This is a genomic window from Methylobacter sp., assembly GCF_030680395.1.
Taxonomy (GTDB): domain Bacteria; phylum Pseudomonadota; class Gammaproteobacteria; order Methylococcales; family Methylomonadaceae; genus Methylobacter_A.
Genome location: NZ_JAUXVR010000024.1, coordinates 38,533 through 60,654, shown reverse-complemented (window position 1 = coordinate 60,654; position 22,122 = coordinate 38,533). Strand labels below are relative to the sequence as shown.

The following is a 22,122-nucleotide window of genomic DNA, read 5'->3' as shown; positions in this document are numbered from 1 at the left end:
CGTTAGCCGTCGAACGGCAGGTGCTCGATGTGCGGCAGCACTTGCAAGCGCTGTCCGACGAGCGCGATTTTCTGATCAAGCGCATTCAGGACATGCGGCCATGGGGCGATTTTGAATTTTCGCCCTTGTCCGAAATGGGCGGCCTACGCCTATGGTTCTATGCCATACCGCACCGCGATAGGGTTTTAATCAGGGATTTGCCGCTGTCCCATGAGATCGTCAAGAAAGACAGCCGCTATTACTACGTGGTGGTTATTTCCGAAAACGAGCCGGAAAGCATGCCGGTCAACCGCACCCATATCGGTAGCCAGCCGCGTCATCAATTGGAGGCGCATCTTGAAGAAGTGGAGTTGGCTATCGAAGATCTGCAAGCGGAACGCGCCTATTTGACCCGCTGGTACAGCCTGCTGCGCGACAATGTCGCCACCTTGGAAGATAAGGCTGCATTGGACGCCGCGCAAAACCAGAGTTACACCCGAACTGGCATGTTCGCGCTGCGCGGCTGGGTTCCGCACACACGGCTTGCGGAACTTGAAAGCTATACGCGCCAGCATGGGGTGCATATCGATGCCCGGGATGTGCAGCCTGACGACAACCCGCCAACCTTTTTGGACAACCCGCCCTGGCTTGCTGCCGGTGAAGACCTGGTCAATTTCTACATGACGCCGGGTTATCGGACCTGGGATCCCTCGCAGATCGTTTTTATCTCCTTTGCGCTGTTTTTCGCAATGATCCTGGCCGATGCCGGTTATGCGTTGTTGCTGGGAGCTGTGTTGTTGTCCTTTTGGCGCAAAATGGGCGCATCGCCGGGCGGAAGGCGATTCCGGCCCTTGTGCCTGGCGATCGTTGTTTTTTCCCTGCTTTACGGCATGCTGATCGGCAGCTATTTCGGAGTGACTCCCCCCGAGGGCTCGCTGCTGGCTTCATTGCATTTATTGGACATGAGCGACACCAATCTGATGATGGCGATTTCGGTGTTCATCGGCTGCATCCACGTCATTTTGGGAGCGGCGCTGGATGCGGCCAGGCATAAGAACCGCGTCGAAGGCTTGGAGTCGGTCGGCTGGGCCAGCATTGTCGCTGGCGGACTGGCGTTTTTGCTGTCAACGGCCTTCGCGCCAAGCGTGTTAAAGCCGCTGTCGGTGGTTCTTGCCGGCGTCGGCGTCCTGCTGGTGTTGTTGTTCGCGGCGCCTTTCGAAAAACCGTTGTCCCGCATGTTGAAGGGCCTGCTCGGCTTGACCAAGCTGTCCGGGGCTTTCGGCGACGTGCTCAGCTATCTTCGTCTGTTTGCGCTGGGGCTAGCCAGCGGCTCATTGGCTGCTGAATTTAATAATATGGCTATGGGAATCCATGACGCGATGCCGGGGGTTGGCATTTTCTTCGCCTTTCTGGTGCTGTTATTGGGGCATGCGGTCAATCTCCTGTTGGGCTTGGCGAGTGCGCTCATTCACGGCTTACGCCTTAACGTGATCGAATTTTTTAATTGGGGATTGAAGGAAGAAGGATCGTTGTTCAAGCCCTTCCGTCGCAGAGGGCTGTAGGAGCGGGCCATGCCCGCGATGAAGAGGCTGAAACTCTGCATTCGCTGAACAAATATCGCGGACGCGGCCCGTTCCTACAGCGTCATTGCGATTAGGAGAGATCGCCATCCGCCTTAACTTAACGGTACCTGCGTAGCGGCATGCATGCCCCGCAACAGAATATTACAAAAACTTTAATAACGCCTGGAGGTTTACTATGGATGCTTTTATCGTGTCGCTTGGTTGGTTGGGGATGTTCGCGCCGTTGGCTTTGGGAGCTGTCGGCAGTATGGTCGGCTGCGCTCGCGCCGGTATGGCGGCTTGCGGCGCTCTGCTGGATGTCGAAAGCGGATACGGCCGTTACATCGGCGTTGCCGCGATGCCTTCTTCACAAACCATCTACGGCATCGTTGTCACCATGGCGCTACGCCGAGAGATAACGATCGAAAACTCACCGGGCATTTTCGGCTTGGGCATTCTGACCGGACTGGCGTTGATGCTTAGCGCCTTCTCCCAGGGCGATGCCTGCGCTTCGGCGATCAATGCTTCGAAAAGCAAACTGGAAATTTTCGGTATTTCCCTGGCACCGGCGGCGTTGGTCGAAGGTTTTGCGGTGTTCTCATTCGTATTTGCGCTGGTGCTTTCCGCCGGCATTCCCAAATAAGCTGACGGAGCCGAATCATGACCGAGCTAATTAACACTGAGTCCAGCGTACAAGCGCTGATCGACAGAATCCGCGACCAGGGCGTGCAAAGCGCCAATCTGGAAGCCGCGCGCATTCTTGCGGAAGCGGAAGCGAAAGCCTCGCAATTAGTGGCCGACGCGCAAAAACAGGTCGAGCAATTGCGCGCTAAAGCCACGGCGGATATCAAAGCCGAGCAGGCCGCAGCACAGGAAGCCTTAAAGATTTCTGCCCGCGACACCGTATTGCGGTTGAAGAACGGCGTCTCTGCCGCATTCGAGACCTTTGTCCGCCGTTTGGTCACCACGGCGACGCAGGATCGGGAGTTGATGAAAAACCTGGTGTTAGTATTGGCCGGACACAGCGCGGAAGAATTTATCAAAGACAAACAAATTCAAATTCTGCTGTCCGAAGCCCTATTGACCGGAAAGCCCGATCCAAAGCTGCGCGATCTGGGTAAACAGACCATCTTGAGCCTTTCCAGCGATATGTTGCGCGAGGGTGTTGAATTGATCCCATCCAGCGTCACCGAAGGCGGCGCGAAGGTGCGCTTGGTCGGCGAGCAACTGGAAATCGATTTGTCCGACAAGGCGATATCCAAAATGCTTGCCGCACACTTACTGCCACGTTTCCAGGCCATTTTGACGGGTGCGGAATAAAGGATGTCCCCAGCCATGACGAATTACTATACGGTCGTAGCCAGTTTTCCGCACCTGCCCTATTTCGCGGATGCCGAGCGGCTTCCCCTAAGCCGTTTGCGCCTGGAACAGCGTTTGCGCATGCTGGAGACGGATCAAAGCCGGCAAATCTTCCAGGCTGAATTTCTGGCCGGTTGGCGGCTGTCTGCCGGCAAATTGTGCGGCGGCAATATCGCCGCACAATATAAGACTGGGCTGCAACGCATAAGCGAACCGGTGTTACGGGAGTTCGTGGAATACCGACTGGATATACAAACCGTTGTTGCCGCACTGCGCATCAGGCAAGCCGGACGTGATCCGGAGCAATACACTGGAGGCTGGGGCGTCGGCCATTGGGTCAAGCATATCGAAGCGCATTGGGATGCAGCCGATTTTCGCCTGGGCACGGTTTATCCCTGGGTGAACGAAGCCGACAGCTATCTGGCGGCTGCCGATGCGATGGCGTTGGACCGCCTGCTGATGGATACCGTATGGCGGAAGCTGTCCCGTTTGGGTGATATGCGTCCTTTCGGTTTCGAAGCGATCACCGCCTTTGTATTCAAATGGGATATTTTGCAGGCTTGGCTACAACGCGATGCAAGCGCCGCGAAACAACGCTTCCAAGTATTGATCGAGGAGATAAAACATGTCCAATGAAAATACCGGCGCCGTCTATGCGACCGTGGTAGGCGTCAAGGAAAGTCTGGTCCTGATCGAGTTTGACGAAGCCTCCGAAGTGATGAAAAACGAAGTCGGCTACGTCTGCGTCGGCGAAGAACGGCTGAAGGCCGAAATCCTTCGGGTGCGGGGACGCACCGCAGACATGCAGGTGTTCGAGGATACCCGCGGCGTGCGGGTTGGCGACCGGGTGGAGCTGTCCGGTGAAATGCTTTCAGCAACCTTGGGCCCCGGGCTGCTGGGCCAGGTTTTCGACGGCTTGCTTAACCCTTTGCACGGCCTGGCGCAAAAATACGGTTTTTTTCTGCCGCGCGGCATCATAATGCCGCCGCTTGATCCCGATAAAAAATGGCAGTTTACGCCGGATGCGGAGATAGGCGATTCCTTGCCTCCCGGCGGCGTGCTAGGATCGGTGCCCGAAGGCCCGTTCAAACACAAGATCATGGTTCCTTTCAATGAAGCGGAACCTGTCCAGTTGACCTGGATTCGAGGCGGCAGTTTTTCCATTAACGAGGTTGTGGCGCGCTACAAGACGTCGAACGGTGAAGAAAAGGAATTGACCATGGCGTGCCGCTGGCCGATCCGGCGTCCGATTCCAGAGAACCTGCTGCGCAGGCGTTTTATTGAGCGGCAGTTCCCATCGAAACCGCTGACCACCGCCACCCGCATCATCGACACTTTTTTCCCGATTGCCCAAGGCGGCACGGGCTGCATCCCAGGGCCGTTCGGCGCCGGCAAGACGGTTTTGCAGAGCCTGATCGCGCGCTACTCCAGCGTCGACATCGTGATCATTGTCGCTTGCGGCGAACGCGCCGGGGAAGTCGTCGAAACCATCCACGAATACCCGGAAACGGCCGATCCCCGCACCGGCGGCACGTTAATGGATCGCACCATCATTATCTGCAACACCTCCTCAATGCCGGTCGCGGCCCGCGAAGCATCAATCTACACCGGTATCACGCTGGGGGAATATTTCCGCCAAATGGGCTACGACGTGTTGCTGATTGCCGACTCGACGTCGCGCTGGGCGCAGGCGATGCGCGAAACGTCGGGCAGGATGGAGGAAATCCCCGGCGAAGAAGCATTCCCGGCCTATCTCGATTCCGCGATCAAGAATCTTTACGAGCGCGCCGGCGTAATCCGTTGCGCCGACGGCTCCACCGGCACGCTGACCTTGATTGGCACGGTGTCTCCGGCGGGAGGCAATTTCGAGGAACCGGTCACCCAGTCCACGCTCGGCACCGTCAAGACCTTCCTCGGCTTGTCCGCCGATCGCGCCTACAAACGCTTTTATCCGGCCATCGATCCGCTGCTGTCGTGGTCCCGCTACCTGGATCAATTGGCGCCCTGGTTTACCAAAGAACTCAATGCACAGTGGGTTAATGATGTTAAAAACATGATGACCCTGCTGGAGCGCGGCGACGGCATTTATCAAATCATGCAGGTCACCGGCGAAGAAGGCATTACCCTGGAAGATTTCATCGAATGGCAAAAATCGATGCTGCTGGACATGGTTTATTTGCAGCAGGATGCTTTTGACGAAGTCGATGCCTGCATGCCCCGCGAGCGCCAGCTGGCCAGTTTCAAGGTGTTAAAAAAGCTGGTTGTGGCGGAATTCAAGTTTCAAGACAAAAACGAAGCCCGGGATTTTTTTACCAAGCTGACCGGCCTCTATAAAAACTGGAATTACAGCCGTCCCGATTCGCCGGATTACGAACGCTACGGCAAAGACATCGAACAACTTGCCGATCAATATTTACCGGGCCATAACGCCTAATAGACCCCAAAGCTGCTGCAAGGAGCATTGCCATGATTAGAAAAGACGTTATTGATTTGTTCAAGGTTAAGCCGGATACAAAAATCCGGCTCAAGGATTACCATACCGGCTGGGAGCAAACCGATGAATTCAAATCCGCAGGTAAGAAGTTCGTTAAGGAAAGAGCAAACGAGGTTTTGCAAACCAGCATTGAAGAGCTGTCCGAATGCCAGCAATTGCTTTACGCCGATGACCGCTACGCCTTGTTGATCGTGTTGCAGGCCATGGATGCGGCGGGAAAGGACGGCACCATCAGGCACGTCATGTCGGGCGTCAATCCTCAGGGCTGCCAGGTTTTCAGCTTCAAAAAGCCGTCGGCCGAAGAACTGGACCATAACTTCCTCTGGCGTTATATGAAATCCCTGCCCGAGCGCGGCCGCATCGGCATTTTCAACCGTTCCTACTACGAAGACGTGCTGGTGGTCAAAGTCCACAAAGACATGCTGGAACAACAAAAACTTCCGGACGGCAAGCACGGCAAGGCGTTTTGGCAGGATCGCTATGACGACATCAACGCCTTCGAGCGTCATCTGGTGCGCAACGGCACGGTCGTGTTGAAGTTTTTTCTGCACGTCTCCAAGGAAGAACAGAAACAGCGATTCATGGACAGGCTGGAACGAGCCGAAAAAAACTGGAAATTTTCACTTGCCGATCTTAACGAGCGCGGCTACTGGGACGATTATGTCGACGCCTACGAAAAAGCCATCAGCGCAACCAGCACCAAATGGGCGCCCTGGTATATTGTGCCGGCCGACGACAAATGGGCGACTCGAGCCGTGGTCGCCGACATTGTCACCACGACATTGCGCGATCTCGACCTTGAGTTTCCCGAGATGGATGATGAGCAACGCGTGTTGTTGGAACAAGCCCGAAAAACCTTAGAAGAGGAATAATTACCATGGTGGAATTCAAACTCTCCCCTTTTCGCACGACTCGTATTGTGCAGTCGCTGATCCAGGAACTGTTGGATGCCGTGTCGATGGCGATTTTAGCTTATCAGGAAGGGATGATTGCCTATCTTAAAGAAGGCTGGGCTGTGACGACCGAAGACAAACAGCAACAGCTCGCTGCTTTCGAATCCACTGGCGACAGCCTGCGCTCAAATATCGGCTTAACGCTGTACACTGAGATGTTGTTGCCCGACACCTCGGCCGATATCCTCAGTCTGCTATCGGATTTGGATCATATGCTCGACCGCATGAGAAGACATTTCACGCTGTTGGGCATTGGAAAACCGGAATTTCCAGCCAACTCTAGCGAAGTGATGATCGATTTTACCAGCCATGCCTGCAGTGCAATGGAACATACCGTAGCCGTAGCGCGGAGTTTCAAGCGCTTCATATGTCGAAAGCAAGCCCTAAGCGGTTTATTGCCCGCTTGGAGAAGTCCTTGTAATGATTTTTACATGTTCAGGACTTCCGGCCTCAGAGAAGCCGAAAGACTAAAAGTGTTACCTTTTGAACTATTCAGTTGTTGATGAAAATTTCCTAATAATGAAGTGTATTTAACAAATGATCATTTAACCCAACACGAAGAGGTTTTTTGTGTTCTTCGTTTATTTCGTTTGTATGGAGAAAATAAGATGATAAACATCTCAGTTGAGAACAAAAAGGCATACTGCTTATCGGTGATTGCCGTAATGGGAGCGCTGCTGACCGGTTGTGCAACAGAAACACCAAAAGCTCCACCTATGAGTGATAAGACCGTTGCGTATGTAGACTATGTCAGAGCAGAAATGAGACAGGATAAGGTGGTCTTAATCAATCAGGTTATGGAATTGGATCAGAACGATCCGAATTATAATGCTTTCTGGCACGAATATTACCCGTATGAGTCGGAATTGAAAAAGCTTAATAACGAAAGGCTGGCGTTAATTCGCGATTACCAGTTCAACTTGAACACGATGACTGACGATACCGCAAACAGTCTTGCTAAACGTGCTTTTGCAATACGTAAAAAGAAGCTGGAATTGCTCGAAGATTATTACGGTAAAATAAAAAAAGCCACTTCGCCAATAATTGCTACAAAATTTTTGCAAGTAGAATACGAGATCGGCCTTTTACTTGATCTCGAAATTGCATCCGATTTACCGCTGCTGAGAAAGAATCAATAAGTGTAATCACTCTGACTTTATCTGTACTGATCCAGAAATGTGTGAGAGTTATCTATTGGATAGATAATTTTTATCAAACCCTAGGGAAGTAATCCTCACAAGGAACTAATAGGTAATAGTAAGACGTTATGTTTGAATCGGGAATTCGCTTTACGATAGCTTGTTTTGGGCAAGGATGCTCAAAACAAACGACATGAATTTAACGCGACTGCCGTTGTATCGGGCACTGCCCCGTTTGTCTCTAACTCCCCCTTGAGGGGGCTTTCTTGCTTAATACTGGATTATTTGAGTTTCACTTATGAACAATGAAAAGAATCCGTTACCCGATAAGACCTTGGAAAAGCTTATCTCGCGCAAATTGCTCGACTTATTCATCCGCCTCGGATTGCTCGTTTTTTTGGTAGTTTATTGCTATCAAATATTCAAGCCTTTTATCGGCTTGATGTTATGGTCGCTGATATTGGCTGTGGCCTTGTATCCCCTGCATACCTTGATCGTCCGCAAGATGGGTGGCAGGGATGGTTATGCCGCAACGGCCTTGGTGCTGGTGATAGTGTTGAGCGTATTCATCCCCACTACCTTATTGGCATTTTCCTTCGCGGACTCATCCACGGACTTGGTGAAACAAGTCCAAAGCGGGACATTGCAAGTGCCTGCGCCCAGTGAATCTGTCGCCGGATGGCCGGTGGTGGGGAAAAAAGTATATGCGTTATGGTCGGCTGCGCATACCGATCTTGGCGGCGTAGTAGCGAAATACGAACCCAAAATCAGCGTAGTCACCAAACAAATTCTGGGCTATGCCGCCAGCGCCGGCAAGGCCATTTTGATGTTTTTGGCGGCCTTAGTGCTTTCCGGGGTATGGATGGCCTATGGCTCATCTGGCTATGCGGCGGCAAAGGCCATTGCCAAACGGATGGCCGGACCCGAGGAAGGGGAAGTATTGGTCGCGCTTGCGACCGCGACTATCCGTGCCGTGGCGCAGGGCGTCATCGGCATTGCCTGCGTTCAAGCCCTTTTACTGGGGGCTGGGTTTATCTTGGCGGGCATTCCCGCCGCCGGTATTTGGGCCTTGTTGGTATTGTTGTTGGGCATCGTTCAAATCCCTGCCATCTTTATTGCACTGCCGACCATCATTTATGTGTTTTACACTAACGATTCCACTACGGTAGCGGTGATGTTTGCTGTTTATACCCTGGTTGCCGGGATGGCGGACAATATCCTCAAACCCTTGGTGTTAGGCCGAGGCGTGGATGCACCAATGCCGGTGATTCTTCTGGGCGCGTTAGGCGGCATGGCTACCGGTGGGATTATCGGTTTGTTTCTGGGTTCGGTGATGTTGGCTTTGGGATACCAATTGTTTATGGCTTGGGTATATCGTAAAAGTGAAGAAGAAAATATCAAAGAAGTGCTAGTAGTCAGTCATGTTGAACCAAAGCGATAGAATAAAGTTTTAATCATTTGAAAGGGCTGGCTGGTTACAAAAATTACCCTTAAAAATCCGACAACATTGAATTAATGACAAATCCAATTTATACCGTAACCAGCCCTCAAAATTAGAAACATCAATGAAAAACCACAGGCTTCATAAAATATCGCTTCCTTTTCAAATGAACTGGTCACGTTTTAAAATTGATTAAACAGCAATACCTACCTGTAAAGCATCAAACCAGTCTAAAAACCGTTTGACATCATCACCCTTAAACATCCGCCCATGCTGTGGAGCCAAAATATCAATATCAAGATTTCTTACCCGCTCAATCCATACTCTTTTTGCCTGATTTGACGGCATCCATCGTTGATGCCAATAACGCATTTTTTCAACATGCGCAGCGAAATTATCGACAAACACAGGAGAATCAGGCCCTTCGATAGCAGCCCCAACATCACCTGACATCAAAATCTTGGCTTGCGGATCATAGACATGAAAATTGCCGGATGAATGCAAATAATGGGCTGGAATAATCTGCAATTCCACAGACTCTAATTTAATTGTTCCGCCATTATCTGGAATAGGAACATATTCTATTGATTCACAGCTGTAATGCCGTAAGAAACCTTCCCAAATAGCCGGAGCATGGAGCTTGGCATTTGTTAAGGCCTGATCCCATAAGCCCAATGATGAGATCACGTCAGGATCTTGATGCGAAGCGAACAGATCCGTTATTTGATCCACAGGAGCATGATGCAACACAGCCGCCATCATCGGGGCAAACAACTCGGCACCGCCTGGATCCAAAAGCAGACAGCGGTTTGCCGTGCGTACTACATATTGGTTGGTATCGACTATATTACCGGGCTTGCCTTCATCCCTTCCAAACATAATCCATTGGTGCGATCCTTCATATATCTTGGTCATTTTCATAAAAAACAAGCCTTCTGTGTTAGCAGCTATTCAGCTATTGCGATAAATGGATAATGCGATTCTGCACCGCTGCACATTATCATGAATGGTATGTGCAGCTTTATCTACACTTTCAGCAACTGCTTGCAGGCTCTGTAAATATTCACCCGCCTGTGATGCTTCAATTCTTGAGTTTGCGGCAATAACCCGCGCGGCACGCGCATGATGCATCACGGCCTCAAGTTGACCTAGCAGTTGCGACACATCCCGTTTAAACTGTCTCTGGCAATCTTGCATGGAAAGCCTTGCATGATCTACCGGCTCCTGCATAGATTTGGCATAAACGGCCCCTTCAGCCATTTTTGCTGCCAACTCGAATTTATTATAAGCAGCCGTTTTTTGGAATTCATCGACAGTCAATCGATATAACACCAACGCATATATATTGATATTAGTAACCAGTTCAATTGTTTCTTTAGCCAATTCATTAATAAAGTCAGTAATCGGCTGAAATCCTTTTGCTTTATCTCCAGCCCTAAATGCAATAGCCTTGGCATTGGCCGCCGCTAATGATATTTCCTTAGCTACCACCATAACTGCACTTAACTCCGAGGTAATTGAAGCGACTGCAATAAATTGTGATTTAGTCTGATTAGTCATATTTAATTACACAACATGAAAAGTAATATTTTTAAAATTCTGCATCTGGCACAATACATTACCTATCCTGCAATGGTAAGTTCTTATGAAATAAATTCATATAAGATAGCGCTGCCAACTACATCCGAAAAAGGCTGATAAGTTATTAGAGAGCCTTACCACTACTGCCAGCTTTAACCAAGCTTAACACTTTATGCGAAACTTCTTCTAACGATACCACATAGTCAGTACACCCCAACTTGAATGCAGCGCCCGGCATACCCCAGACCACACTGGATTGCTCATCCTGAATAACTGTTTTAGCACCCGCATCATGCATTTCTTTCATGCCCATTGCTCCGTCAGCACCCATGCCTGTTAATAGTATACCAATGGCATTAGCACCTGCACATTGGGCGACTGAACGAAACAGTACATCAACTGCCGGTTTATGACGATTGACAGGCAATCCATCGCTCAAATGAATAATATATTTATTCCCTTCTCTAATCACCAGCATGTGCCTGTCTCCAGGTGAAAGATAAATATTACCCGGTTCAACGATTTGGCCATGTTTGGGAATACAAGCTGACATTTCCGTTGCAAGCCCGATATGCCGAACAAATGATTCACTAAATGCAGCGGGTAAATGTTGCGTTATTAAAATAGGCGGGGTATCTGCTGGAAATCCTTTAACCACAGCTTTAATCGCTTCTGTTCCACCTGTTGAGGCACCCAAAGCAATTATTTTATTGGTGGAGTTAATATGTGTTTTTATAGGTGCCGCTTTCAGAATCACATCGACTGAATGTTTTTCTGAAATCTCGGGAACAGTTGTTACAGAGTGTTTGGGTTTGACCACTCTACTGTAATCATTTCCTACTTTTGCTTGCGCCGCAACGATGACCTTGGAAATAATTTCCTCGGCATACTCATTCAGAGTATTAACAACATCGACTTTGGGTTTAGCAATAAAATCTACAGCACCTAGTGCCAGAGCATTTAAAGTAGCCTCTGCACCATGTTCAGTAAGCGTGGAAATCATCACAACCGGAGTTGGCCTTAAGCGCATCAAGTTGCTTAAGAAAGTTATCCCGTCCATGTGCGGCATTTCAATATCCAGCGTTAATACATCCGGATTTAATTGTTTAATCATTTCCCTAGCAATAAGAGGATCTGCTGCGGTACCGACTACCTCAATGTCAGGTGACGAACTTAAAACTTCAGTCAGTATTTTTCTGATTAATGCTGAATCGTCAATAACCAATACGCGTATCTTACCCATAAATTCACTCTAAAAGAAGCCCATCGTCACCGTCAATAGGTGTATTTTTAATATTGATTGTTACCACTTTAATTTAAGCGATGACATCATTACTGAAATTTATGAAGTTTTTCATTCTGATAATCACACATTTTTTCATGTAATATCCAGTACTACTCCAAATCTTCCGATTTTAAACTCATCATTCAAGCCTTCTAATATTAGCCTGTGACGCTACTTTTACCTTGGCAATTATGTCTTCGGCATAGTCATTCAGTGTATTTTCTACATCCATTGTCGGCTTAGCTATAAAGTCTACCGCTCCCAACTCCAGAGCAGTTAAGGTAACTTCAGCGTTACTTTCTGTGAGTGCTGAAATCATCACAACAGGCATTGGTCTCAATCGCATCAAATTGCGTAAAAAAGTTATTCCATCCATACGCGGCATTTCAATGTCCAGCGTCAATACATCGGGATTTAATTCTTTGATCATCTCTCTGGCAATAAGAGGGTCTTCTGCAGTGCCAACTACCTCGATATCTGAAGAGGAATTTAAAATTTCAGTTAGTACCTTTCGGATTAACAATGAATCATCAATAATCAATACGCGTATTTTGTTGTTCATTGTATCTTCTTAAAAAAGCTCAACATCACCTTCAACAGGTGCATTTTTAATATTGTTAAAGTACTGTCGCTCTCTTCTTACAATTGTATCATTATGCAAATGCTCGATTTTTTTCATTCCGACTTTCCCAGTCTTAGGAAAATAAATTATTTTTCTGGGATAAATATCGCCTAAATCCTGAGATAATAAGGACAATCCTTCTGTATCAATATATTCCAGGATAAAGTCAATATTTTTAAGGCCAACATCAGTCAAGGTTGGAATGATTTTACCGCCGCCAAATACTTTAACTTCCAGATTTTTCCTTTTGCCGCCATTTATCAAAATAGTATTAATTAAATGTTCCATGGCATAATTTCCGTATCGGGTTGCATTGCCGACAACCGCTTCATTACCTTGCCTCAGCTTGTCGGCTGTGGTTTCCGGCAACATAAAATGATTCATTCCACCTAAGCCTGACACCTTGTCCCTAATACATGCCGATATACAAGACCCTAATACGGTTGTAATCAATTCATCATCTTGAGTTACATAGTATTCACCCGGCAAAATCTTTGCGGCAATTACACCACGCTCTTTATCGATATACCTGTTAATGTGATCAAAACCGTCGATGGAGGGTAGACCAATATCATTGCTAGTACTCATTAGTATTTATGAATTTTTCCTGTAACTGGTACACGCAACCAACTCAAATTCATTTGAAAGCTGGTTTAATGATTCTGAATGTCCTATAAATAACCATGACTTGCTGGACAGCATTTGAGCATATCTTTGAGCAAGCAATGTCTTCGTTTCACGATCAAAATAAATAAGAACATTACGACAGAAAATAAAGTCAAAATGGCATTTCATCGGCCAGTCTTGCATCAAATTTAACTTTTTAAACTGAATAATTTGTTGTAACTGAGGTCTTACTTTTACTTGACCGGATTGCGATGATTTACCTCGCATAAACCACCGCTTCAGCATATCTTCTGATAAGTCACTGACACGATCTTCCGTGTAAATACCATCCGATGCTGTTTTCAAAACATTAGTATCCAAATCAGTTGCTAATATTTTGATATCCCAATCAACAGGTACATTTTCCAACAAGGTAATCGCTAGAGAGTAAGGCTCTTCACCAGTAGAGCAACCAGCGGACCACACTCTAACTTGCCGGGAGGTTTTATTCCGCATCAAAACTTCTGGAATAACAACATCACGGACATAATCAAAATGATGCATTTCTCTAAAAAAGGCCGTTAAATTAGTTGTTATAGCATTAATAAATTCAGTAAATTCGTGATCCGGATAATCCTTAAGGTACTGGCAATACGCCTTAAAATCCGTTAATCCAAGTTTCCTCACCCGCTTGGACAGTCTGGAATAAAACATATCAAATCTTTCATCAGGAACCTGAATACCTGAATGTTCATTGGACAGTTTTCTTAAAAAGTTAAAGTCATCCGCAGTGAATTTAAATTCGCGAACCTTCTCAACAATGGCCATTTTTAAACTGCTTCCCGTCAGTTACGCGTCATGAACGTCGAGTACGTCCAATAAACCCAGCAGTTGGGCAGACTCAACAAATCGTGGGGATGGATAAATAATGGTTACTTTCTTTTGCAGCTTAACTGCATCTTTTTTCAACGAAACAAGTAGTTGTAAAGTGGCTGTATCTATTGATGATACATCAGATGCATTTATTTCGATTTCATCATGCATGGCCAATAAATTCTTCAGCCTTTCGTGTAACTTGACGACATTCTGAATAGTCAACGTAGCGTCTAAATCAATTAATGAATCTTCCACTTCCTCTGGTACCGAATCATCGGCATCTGCTTCCTGCGGTACTATGCCGTTTGCATCCATGGAGTAGTCATCAGCCATTTCTTCTATGAAAGCACTAACGTTTTCATCATCGACTTTATCTATTACTAATTCATCCTCTTTAGTTATATTTAAAATCGCATTTTCATCAGTATTCCCTATCAAATCATCCGTAACCAAATGATCTTCATTTTTATCGGTATCGACCTCCATCCATGCTAGAGGATCGTATCCGATTAAATTATTTTCTTCACTTGTTGCCATACATCACCTTGCTTTCAAGAAAATCATGAGCAAGGCTACGAAAATCCCTTGCCGAACGACTTTTCGGACTATATTCTAAAATTGTTTTACCAAAGCTGGGGCATTCTGCAAGCAATGCTGTTTCTCTAACGACTGTTGCTAATATTTGCTCAGGAAAATGCGTAAGTAGAACATTTAATACCTGGCTCGATATTCTTCTATTGGGTGAATATCGCGACATCACCAATAATGTTTTATATTTACGCTGCAAAGCTTTCTCAAACCTCTTAATAGTACCCATTAGATGAGATAATCCTTGCAAGGCAAGAAAATCACTGGCCATAGGAATTAAAATTTCGTCAGCTGCAATTAATGCGTTCGCAACCAGTAATCCGGAAGAAGGTGGACAATCAATAAAAATAAAGTCCTGATCTGTAAGATTTCCATGCAAGGCATTTTTTAATAAAACACCGCGAGGTGAATTATTGCCGGTTAACTGCTCAATATCCTTAAGTTTTGATCCTGATGTAATTAATTGCAGATTATCCCTGACGGAAATAAGCTGCTGATGAACTTCTTTCTTTTTCAGCATAGCTTCATCAATACCGCCAATATCCTGCGCTGTAATACCTAAAGAAACGGCTAAATGGCCTTGTGGATCAAGATCGATAGCGGTAACTTTTGAGCCCAATTCTGCAATCGCATGGCATAAATTCGCAGTAGTAGTCGTCTTGCCAACACCGCCTTTCTGATTAATTATTGCAACAATTCTCACCTGTCACACCAAACTTTCAATACCCTCAACCTCATCGGGATTGAGCAATTTATCAACGTCCAGCAGCATAATCATTTTTTTCTTATACACATGCATACCTCGCATGTAGCGCGTATCAATTTTTGAACCGAAGTTTGGGGCTTTTTTGATGTCTTCCAAATTAATATCCAGCACATCAGAAACTGCATCAGCCACTATGCCCATTACAAATTGGTTTGCACCATGTTCAACACAGAGCACAATAACAACCGTTTTTGGAGAATAATCGAAATGCTCTAGAGAAAATCGTTCCCGTAAATCTATGATGGGCACGACAGATCCGCGTAAATTCAACACGCCTTTAACAAAAGCAGGTGTATTCGGTATCACGCGAACAGCTTCCCAACCACGAATCTCTTGTACTTTCAAAATTTCAACGCCATACGCTTCGCCTGCAAGTTGAAAGGTGAGAAATTGCTCTACCCGACTATTATTTGACTGCACATCTGTTGTCATTGTTATAGTTTCCTGTCGGTTATATAGTTTGCAGCTTTAAGCATCATTAAAACTCTTCCCATTCGTCGCTACTATCGATTTTAGGCTTACTTGGAGATAAAACAGAAACTACAGGTTTTTTTGCTGTTACTCTTATTGGCGCTACAGGCGCCTTACTATGAGCAACTGATCTAGTCGTTGCCGAAGTATTCTTTGAATTGACTCTAAAGAAACTAAGCAACTGGGTCATGTTGGTAGACTGCTCACTCATGGCAATGCTACCGGCAGCGGCCTGTTCTGCCAAAGCCGCATTTTGCTGAGTAATATCGTCCATTTGAGAAACCGCTTGATTGACTTGCTCGATACCCGCCGATTGCTCCGAACTGGCACTGGCAATATGCGCAACGATGTCGCCAACTTTTGCAACACTATCGACAATTTCAGTTAATGCTGCGCCTGTTTCATTAACGAATGCCGTTCCGGCACGAACTTTTTGCACACTGTTTTGGATTAGTTCATTACTTTGCTGTGCGGCAGTTGCACTTCGTTGAGCTAAATTACGAACCTCTGTTGCAACAACTGAGAACCCACGCCCCTGCTCTCCTGCTCTCGCAGCCTCTACAGATGCGTTTAATGCCAATAGATTAGTTTGAAAGGCAATTTCATCAATTACGCCAATAATTTCAGCGATTTTATTACTGCTTTCATTAATTTCCTGCATTGCAAGAATAGCAGACTTAACTACACCGCCGCCTTTTTGAGCTAATTGACTTGCCGAATTAACAACTTCAGTCGCTTGAACTGTATTCTGCGCATTATTTTTTACGGTACTGGCTAACTCCTCCATACTGGCGGCCGTTTCTTCCAGGCTGGCCGCTTGTTGCTCGGCTCGATGTGAAAGGTTGTTATTACCACTGGCCATCTCTTGTGATGAACTATCTATAAAATCAGCGGCATCCCTGATTTGAATAATAAATTCGCTGAGTTTTGCTAAGGTAGTGTTAATATTATTCTTACATTCAGCGTAAACACCTTGGTATTCATTGGTAATAGCGGTAGTTAAATCGCCTTCAGCCATGTTCTCCATGACCCTGTTAACATCGCCAAATACGCTTTCAATTACATCCGTTAATTCATTGATACCGGCAGATAGCGCTTTAGTGAATCCCTGTTGGTCAGTTAATTTTATACGCGCACTCAAGTCACCGGCTTTAACGCCCTGCACCAATTGATCGATTTCTTGCTCAATTAAAACTTCATGGGTTCTATCCTGCCATTCAGCAACATAACCAATACGTTCGCCCTCGCTACTAACAGGGCTAACGATAATACTCAGATGCCGACCGCCAATGACCAGTTGCGATCTAAGTGATTCTTGTGATTTCTCCAATATCCCACTTTTAATAGTAGCGTGATATAACTCAACATTGGAACCCATCAATTTATCGGAGGAAAAACCAGGTAATTGTTTACGAATATCGCTTTCTGCGGTCTTGAACATCTTCTGAACGCTATCGTTCATGTAAATAATTTCAAAGTTCTTATTCGCTACCATGACAGGAGATTGAACGTTGTCCAGAGCCTGAGTAATCCGTTTCGATTCTGCTAGACCTTGCTTGAAATCAGCCAAGTCCACACCCAGCTTCACTTCCATACAATACAAACCACGCAGGAAATCACCCAGCTGATCTTCTCGTTTCAGGTTCACCTTATTTCCGAAACTACCACTGCTAAGCCGGTAGCAAATAGTAATGGCAGTTTCCAGCGTGTCGGTTATTACCTTGGTCATATTGATACTGAGGGCCGATGCCGTTATGGCTAACAAGGCAACACCCGCTAACAAAACATACTCTTGCGTCAAGAACAATCGATACATCAGAAAAAAGATAGGGGTCAAGAAAGCGATCACCACAAAAGCATTCTTTTTCGCTATTGCAATTTCGCTAATTGATTTAGATATCGTCCCTAAACCGGTTGACTTTAACTTTACTTCACCAGCGCTAATTTTCTTGTACAACTGTTCCGCTGCCGGAATTGCATCGCGCTTTGGAGGATGTCGAACGGAAAGGTATTCATAGACTTTTCCGTTTTTAAACAACGGCATGGCATTTGCCTCGACCCAGTAATGATCGCCGTTTTTACACCTATTCTTCACCAGTCCCTGCCAGGGTCTAAGTTGTTTTAAGGTTATCCATAAGTCCTCATAAGCCTCCGCTGGCATGTCTGGATGACGGACGATATTATGTTCCTGTCCCATCAACTCATCACGGGTAAACCCACTTGTTTCAACAAATGCATCATTGACGTAGGTAATACGTCCCATCAAGTCGGTTCTTGAAACTAAAATGGTACCCTTTTTAAGAATAACTTCATTATTAGTTACCGGCATATTAATCTTCACGCTACCTTACCTCTCAAACCATGCAAAATACATTTACCCACATGGGGCACTTGAAAATCATTAACTTTCATCCTGATCAAGCTCTTCCAGTTTCAGTAATTTGTCCACATCAAGCAGCATTACCATGCGTTCATTAACCGATACCAGTCCATTAATAAATTCGTTACTTACTTTAGTTCCAAAATCCGGAGCACTTTGAATTTCAGTCTTATCTACACTAATTACATCGGAGACCGAGTCAACAACAACACCCATTATGCGTGTCTTGTTGCTATCTCCGGTTTGCAACACGACAACTACTGTTAACGGCGTATATTCGGCTTTACTCAAATTGAACCTTTCTCTCAAATCGAGGATCGGCACAATAGAGCCGCGCAAATTGACAACACCTTTCTCATAGCAAGGAACATTAGGTATTCTGGAAACAGGCTCCCAACTCCGTATTTCCTGTACTCGAAGAATGTCAACACCATATTCTTCTTTACCTAAGGCAAAACTCAGATATTGCACAGCGTTATCCAAGTTTCTACTATAGTGATATTGATCGATATCTTTATTTTCAGCTTCTTGTGCCATATCTGCTTTTATGTAGTGTGCTTTTATCTATGTATTAGCGGATTGAAAATCGCACCAAACCCGGAACATCTAGAATCAGCGCAACAGAGCCATCACCCAAAATAGTTGCACCTGAAACGCCTTCCACCCGTCGGTAATTTGCTTCCAATGATTTAATAACAACCTGTTGTTGGCCCAATAACTCATCTACGAGTAAACAACACAACTCACCCTGTCCCTCAACGACCACAAGAACACCCTCTTTCGACTTGGTCGGATTGCCCGAATGAACATTGAAAATTCCGCGCATTCTAATTACAGGTAAATATTCATTGCGTAGGCGGAAAGTCTCCCCTTTACCTGCAACCTTGTTTAGCATTCTTTCTGTAATATTAATTGATTCAATAATAGAAACTAGCGGCACAATGTAGGTCTCATCACCCACGGCAACAGACTGACCATCAAGAATTGCCAACGTTAACGGCAAATGGATTGCTATGGTCGTTCCTTTACCCAGTTCCGAAATAATTTCTATATTGCCGCCTAACGACAGAATATTCCTTCTCACAACATCCATACCTACACCGCGACCGGAAATATCAGTGAGTTGTTCAGCCGTAGAAAAACCAGGCATAAAGATGAGTTCAAATATCTGTTTTTCAGTAAGAAGGTTATTTTCTTCAACCAATCCTTTTTCTATGGCTTTTGATAGTAATTTATCTTTATCTAATCCACGCCCATCGTCAATAATTTCTATGACAATGTGGCCGCCACGGTGATATGCTTTTAATTCGATGGTTCCTGTTTCCGGCTTGCCTGCTGCGACTCTGTCCGCGGGCATTTCTATACCATGATCCAGACTATTCCTAATTAAATGAACCAATGGATCATTGATCAACTCAACGACGGCTTTATCAACTTCGGTATTTTCTCCGACCAGTTTCAGAACAATTTTTTTATCTAATTTACTGCTAATATCATGTACTAAGCGTGGAAATCGGCTAAAAACGAAGCTAATAGGAAGCATCCGGATATTCATGACGCTTTGTTGTAAGTCTCGAGTATGCCGTTCTAGCTGAGCAAGTCCTCTTTTAAGTTGACCAACTTTATCCATGCTAAAGTTCTCACCAACTAAACCCAACATAGATTGTGTGATCACAACTTCGCCAACCATATTGATTAGAGTATCAATTTTGTCAGTATCTACCCTAATTGAACTGGCCTTTGCCGTAGTTTTTGCTACTTCATTGTCAGAATCTTGAGAATCGGATTTTTTAATTTCCGTAACCGGCTTAGGTTTGATCTCAGCGGATTTTGGAGCGTGATTATCAGGTATGATTACTGCGGCGGGTTCAGGATCGATTTTTCTTACAACGGGGGGGGATTTTACGGCTTTAGCAAGAGGCTGAATTTCCATTTCACAGTCGCCTTCAACCCAATTAAATATTTCCCTGATTTCATCGCCGGAAATATCCCCGACAACTTTTAAATCCCAAGAAATATTGCATTCCTCTGGATCTAACTCATAAAAGCCAGGAACGTCCTGAATATTAACAGTAGTTGTTAATTCACCTAGCTCATTTAATTCTCGAAATAATCTTACCGGATCGTTGCCGGTTTTAAGCAAATCCAAATAGGGGCAAAAAGCTATTTTCCAGCCCTGCTCTGCTAATCCAACGGACTCTTCTTCATCAATATCAGAAGCATCATTAACAGAAACCTCTTCATCCACCAGTTCCTGCTCAACTGGAAATACTGACTCTTCTGGCATCGAACCACCATTAAGCACAACTTCCAAAGCTGCTTTATGCTTTCCTACACTGGCATTATTAATGTCTTGTTCATTCTGTATCGCAGTCAACATCTCTCTGAGACAATCAACAGATCCAAGCAAAACGTCTACTGCAGGCTGAGTTACCTTTCTACGCCCATCTCGCATTTCATCAAGCAGGGTTTCCATAATATGGGTGTATTCAGCAACAACGGTAAAACCAAAAGTTCCACTGCCGCCTTTTATCGAATGGGCTCCCCTGAAAATGGTATTGATTATTTCTGAATCAATATCCCCCATATCGAGCGTTAACAATCCTGACTCCATTGCTTCCAGTCCTTCGAAACATTCTTCAAAAAAGACTTGATGGAATTGTGACATATCAATAGACATAGACTTACCTGTGTGCGCCTAAATTCATTTAAACAAGATTAACCCGAAAACTTTCTTTATTGATCCTTGTTTGGATAAACACCTAAACCATTCATCTAAACCTTCAGAATAAAGCTGCGTGGGACTGAAATATATCAACAGGCATAGACTTCGCTACGCGCAATTAACATACTTAGGCACGATAGCATTAACTAGCCCAAAACTTTTAGTAATGTTTTTAATAATTGATCAGGATTGAAAGGTTTAACCATCCACCCTGTTGCGCCAGCAGCTTTACCTTCTTGCTTTTTTTCGATTCCTGACTCTGTCGTCAGCATCAGCATGGGAATAAATTTATAATCTGGAAGCGCTCGCAAATCTCTAATTAAAGTGATTCCATCTTTATTTGGCATGTTGACATCAGTTACTACGCAATCGAACTTCCTAGCTTGCGCTTTTTCTAAAGCATCAACTCCATCCACTGCTTCTTCGACATCGTATCCAGCAGCTCTTAAAGTAAATGAAACCATTTTTCTCATTGAAGCTGAATCGTCAACTGCAAGAATACTTGCCATTGTTTTCTCCATTAATCTCTAATTTTCAAAGCAAAACTCCGTACGAACATACAGCGTCCTACATTTAACTGACTAAGTATAGCCTAATTATTTTTCTGTATCGCACTTCTAATCTAGAAACCTATTTCTTCATTTTCATTGTAGCAAACAAAAAAACACCCCACTAGAGAAAACCCCTAGCAGGGTATATTTGGTGCCGATGGCCGGATTTGAACCGGCACAACTTTCGTCACCACCCCCTCAAGATGGCGTGTCTACCAATTTCACCACATCGGCTAAAACATGATTGCAAAGATACTATTTAATACACACTATTTTAATTATTTTTTTATAAAGTGCATTTACTTGTGTCATAAACAATACGTATTACTTTTTTTCAACTGCCTGTTCAGTTCCGGAAACCGCCGGAGCAGCAACAGGCACTTCTTCAGATTTCGGATCAGTCACTGAAGAAGCGCTACCCGCTCCTTTTGCACCGCCCACATCAGGGATACCAAGCGTATCCTGTTCAACCTTGGGGGTGTTCATTAAGTCGTAAGCTGCACCCTGCTTACCATTTAACACTGCAAGCCCCAAGCTGGTCATAAAAAACAAAGTTGCCAGAATTGCTGTGGCTCGAGACAAGAAAGATGCCGCACCTTGAGCTCCAAAAACAGACCCTGAAGATCCTGTGCCAAAAGCAGCACCAGCATCAGCCCCTTTGCCTTGTTGCATTAATACCAATCCAACAACCCCTAAACCCAACAGCACATGAACAACAATAATTACCTGATACATAATAAAGTT

At 45.5% G+C, this 22,122-nt stretch carries 23 protein-coding genes and 1 tRNA gene; 9 read left to right on the top strand and 15 right to left on the bottom strand.

What is annotated here, in order from left to right; all coding sequences use genetic code 11:
* Nucleotides 1–92: 92 nt before the first annotated feature.
* The 9 genes from Q8L79_RS09460 to Q8L79_RS09420 all read left to right on the top strand — a co-directional run bounded on the left by Q8L79_RS09460 (nucleotide 93) and on the right by Q8L79_RS09420 (nucleotide 8,927).
* Nucleotides 93–1,541 (top strand): V-type ATP synthase subunit I, encoded by a 1,449-nt coding sequence (locus tag Q8L79_RS09460; protein WP_370869916.1) that lies wholly within the window; start codon nucleotides 93–95, stop codon nucleotides 1,539–1,541.
* A 196-nt stretch (nucleotides 1,542–1,737) separates the two neighbouring features.
* Entirely contained in the window at nucleotides 1,738–2,184 is a 447-nt protein-coding gene (locus Q8L79_RS09455) for an ATP synthase subunit C (RefSeq protein ID WP_305270374.1), read from the top strand.
* A 17-nt stretch (nucleotides 2,185–2,201) separates the two neighbouring features.
* Nucleotides 2,202–2,861: a hypothetical protein gene (locus tag Q8L79_RS09450; protein ID WP_305270372.1), complete on the top strand. Its 660-nt coding sequence runs from the start codon at nucleotides 2,202–2,204 to the stop codon at nucleotides 2,859–2,861.
* Between the two features lie 15 nt (nucleotides 2,862–2,876).
* Nucleotides 2,877–3,536, top strand: a complete 660-nt coding sequence (locus tag Q8L79_RS09445; protein WP_305270371.1) for a DUF2764 family protein — start codon at nucleotides 2,877–2,879, stop codon at nucleotides 3,534–3,536.
* Entirely contained in the window at nucleotides 3,526–5,334 is a 1,809-nt protein-coding gene (locus Q8L79_RS09440) for a V-type ATP synthase subunit A (protein ID WP_305270369.1), read from the top strand. The genes Q8L79_RS09445 and Q8L79_RS09440 overlap by 11 nt, the downstream gene beginning before the upstream one ends.
* A gap of 32 nt (nucleotides 5,335–5,366) precedes the next feature.
* Nucleotides 5,367–6,266 (top strand): polyphosphate kinase 2 family protein, encoded by a 900-nt coding sequence (locus tag Q8L79_RS09435; protein WP_305270367.1) that lies wholly within the window; start codon nucleotides 5,367–5,369, stop codon nucleotides 6,264–6,266.
* 5 nt (nucleotides 6,267–6,271) lie between these two features.
* Nucleotides 6,272–6,850, top strand: a complete 579-nt coding sequence (locus Q8L79_RS09430; RefSeq protein ID WP_305270365.1) for a DUF47 family protein — start codon at nucleotides 6,272–6,274, stop codon at nucleotides 6,848–6,850.
* A gap of 105 nt (nucleotides 6,851–6,955) precedes the next feature.
* The gene (locus Q8L79_RS09425; protein WP_305270363.1) at nucleotides 6,956–7,486 is read left to right on the top strand and encodes a hypothetical protein; all 531 of its coding nucleotides are present in this window, start codon (nucleotides 6,956–6,958) and stop codon (nucleotides 7,484–7,486) included.
* Nucleotides 7,487–7,784: 298 nt separating this feature from the next.
* Nucleotides 7,785–8,927 (top strand): AI-2E family transporter, encoded by a 1,143-nt coding sequence (locus Q8L79_RS09420; RefSeq protein ID WP_305270361.1) that lies wholly within the window; start codon nucleotides 7,785–7,787, stop codon nucleotides 8,925–8,927.
* Nucleotides 8,928–9,119: 192 nt separating this feature from the next.
* Here the strand turns inward: Q8L79_RS09420 and Q8L79_RS09415 are convergent, their stop codons facing one another.
* The 15 genes from Q8L79_RS09415 to secG form a co-directional block, all read right to left on the bottom strand.
* Complete coding sequence (locus Q8L79_RS09415) at nucleotides 9,120–9,848, bottom strand: MBL fold metallo-hydrolase (protein WP_305270359.1); 729 nt, start codon at nucleotides 9,846–9,848, stop codon at nucleotides 9,120–9,122.
* A 30-nt stretch (nucleotides 9,849–9,878) separates the two neighbouring features.
* On the bottom strand, nucleotides 9,879–10,487 hold the full coding sequence (locus Q8L79_RS09410) for a hypothetical protein (RefSeq protein WP_006892311.1): 609 nt from the start codon (nucleotides 10,485–10,487) through the stop codon (nucleotides 9,879–9,881).
* A 145-nt stretch (nucleotides 10,488–10,632) separates the two neighbouring features.
* Nucleotides 10,633–11,751, bottom strand: a complete 1,119-nt coding sequence (locus tag Q8L79_RS09405) for a chemotaxis response regulator protein-glutamate methylesterase (RefSeq protein WP_305270357.1) — start codon at nucleotides 11,749–11,751, stop codon at nucleotides 10,633–10,635.
* A 181-nt stretch (nucleotides 11,752–11,932) separates the two neighbouring features.
* Nucleotides 11,933–12,355: a response regulator gene (locus Q8L79_RS09400; protein WP_305270354.1), complete on the bottom strand. Its 423-nt coding sequence runs from the start codon at nucleotides 12,353–12,355 to the stop codon at nucleotides 11,933–11,935.
* A gap of 9 nt (nucleotides 12,356–12,364) precedes the next feature.
* On the bottom strand, nucleotides 12,365–13,003 hold the full coding sequence (cheD, locus tag Q8L79_RS09395; protein ID WP_305270352.1) for a chemoreceptor glutamine deamidase CheD: 639 nt from the start codon (nucleotides 13,001–13,003) through the stop codon (nucleotides 12,365–12,367).
* A gap of 6 nt (nucleotides 13,004–13,009) precedes the next feature.
* Nucleotides 13,010–13,849: a protein-glutamate O-methyltransferase CheR gene (locus Q8L79_RS09390; protein ID WP_305270350.1), complete on the bottom strand. Its 840-nt coding sequence runs from the start codon at nucleotides 13,847–13,849 to the stop codon at nucleotides 13,010–13,012.
* 21 nt (nucleotides 13,850–13,870) lie between these two features.
* Complete coding sequence (locus tag Q8L79_RS09385) at nucleotides 13,871–14,434, bottom strand: lipid asymmetry maintenance protein MlaB (protein WP_305270348.1); 564 nt, start codon at nucleotides 14,432–14,434, stop codon at nucleotides 13,871–13,873.
* The gene (locus Q8L79_RS09380; protein ID WP_305270346.1) at nucleotides 14,421–15,188 is read right to left on the bottom strand and encodes a ParA family protein; all 768 of its coding nucleotides are present in this window, start codon (nucleotides 15,186–15,188) and stop codon (nucleotides 14,421–14,423) included. Before Q8L79_RS09380 ends, Q8L79_RS09385 begins: the two co-directional genes overlap by 14 nt.
* A 3-nt stretch (nucleotides 15,189–15,191) precedes the next feature.
* A complete protein-coding gene (locus tag Q8L79_RS09375) occupies nucleotides 15,192–15,683 on the bottom strand; it encodes a chemotaxis protein CheW (RefSeq protein ID WP_006892319.1) in 492 nt (163 codons plus the stop codon).
* Nucleotides 15,684–15,729: 46 nt separating this feature from the next.
* Nucleotides 15,730–18,063 (bottom strand): methyl-accepting chemotaxis protein, encoded by a 2,334-nt coding sequence (locus Q8L79_RS09370; protein WP_305270343.1) that lies wholly within the window; start codon nucleotides 18,061–18,063, stop codon nucleotides 15,730–15,732.
* Between the two features lie 60 nt (nucleotides 18,064–18,123).
* Nucleotides 18,124–18,639 carry a chemotaxis protein CheW gene (locus Q8L79_RS09365; protein WP_006892321.1) on the bottom strand — a complete coding sequence of 172 codons (516 nt, stop codon included), beginning with the start codon at nucleotides 18,637–18,639 and terminating at the stop codon, nucleotides 18,124–18,126.
* A 34-nt stretch (nucleotides 18,640–18,673) separates the two neighbouring features.
* On the bottom strand, nucleotides 18,674–20,782 hold the full coding sequence (locus Q8L79_RS09360; RefSeq protein WP_305270341.1) for a chemotaxis protein CheA: 2,109 nt from the start codon (nucleotides 20,780–20,782) through the stop codon (nucleotides 18,674–18,676).
* Between the two features lie 191 nt (nucleotides 20,783–20,973).
* Complete coding sequence (locus tag Q8L79_RS09355; protein ID WP_006892323.1) at nucleotides 20,974–21,336, bottom strand: response regulator; 363 nt, start codon at nucleotides 21,334–21,336, stop codon at nucleotides 20,974–20,976.
* 191 nt (nucleotides 21,337–21,527) lie between these two features.
* Nucleotides 21,528–21,612 (bottom strand) — tRNA-Leu (locus Q8L79_RS09350).
* 90 nt (nucleotides 21,613–21,702) lie between these two features.
* On the bottom strand, nucleotides 21,703–22,113 hold the full coding sequence (secG, locus tag Q8L79_RS09345) for a preprotein translocase subunit SecG (RefSeq protein WP_370869912.1): 411 nt from the start codon (nucleotides 22,111–22,113) through the stop codon (nucleotides 21,703–21,705).
* Between the last annotated feature and the right edge of the window lie 9 nt (nucleotides 22,114–22,122).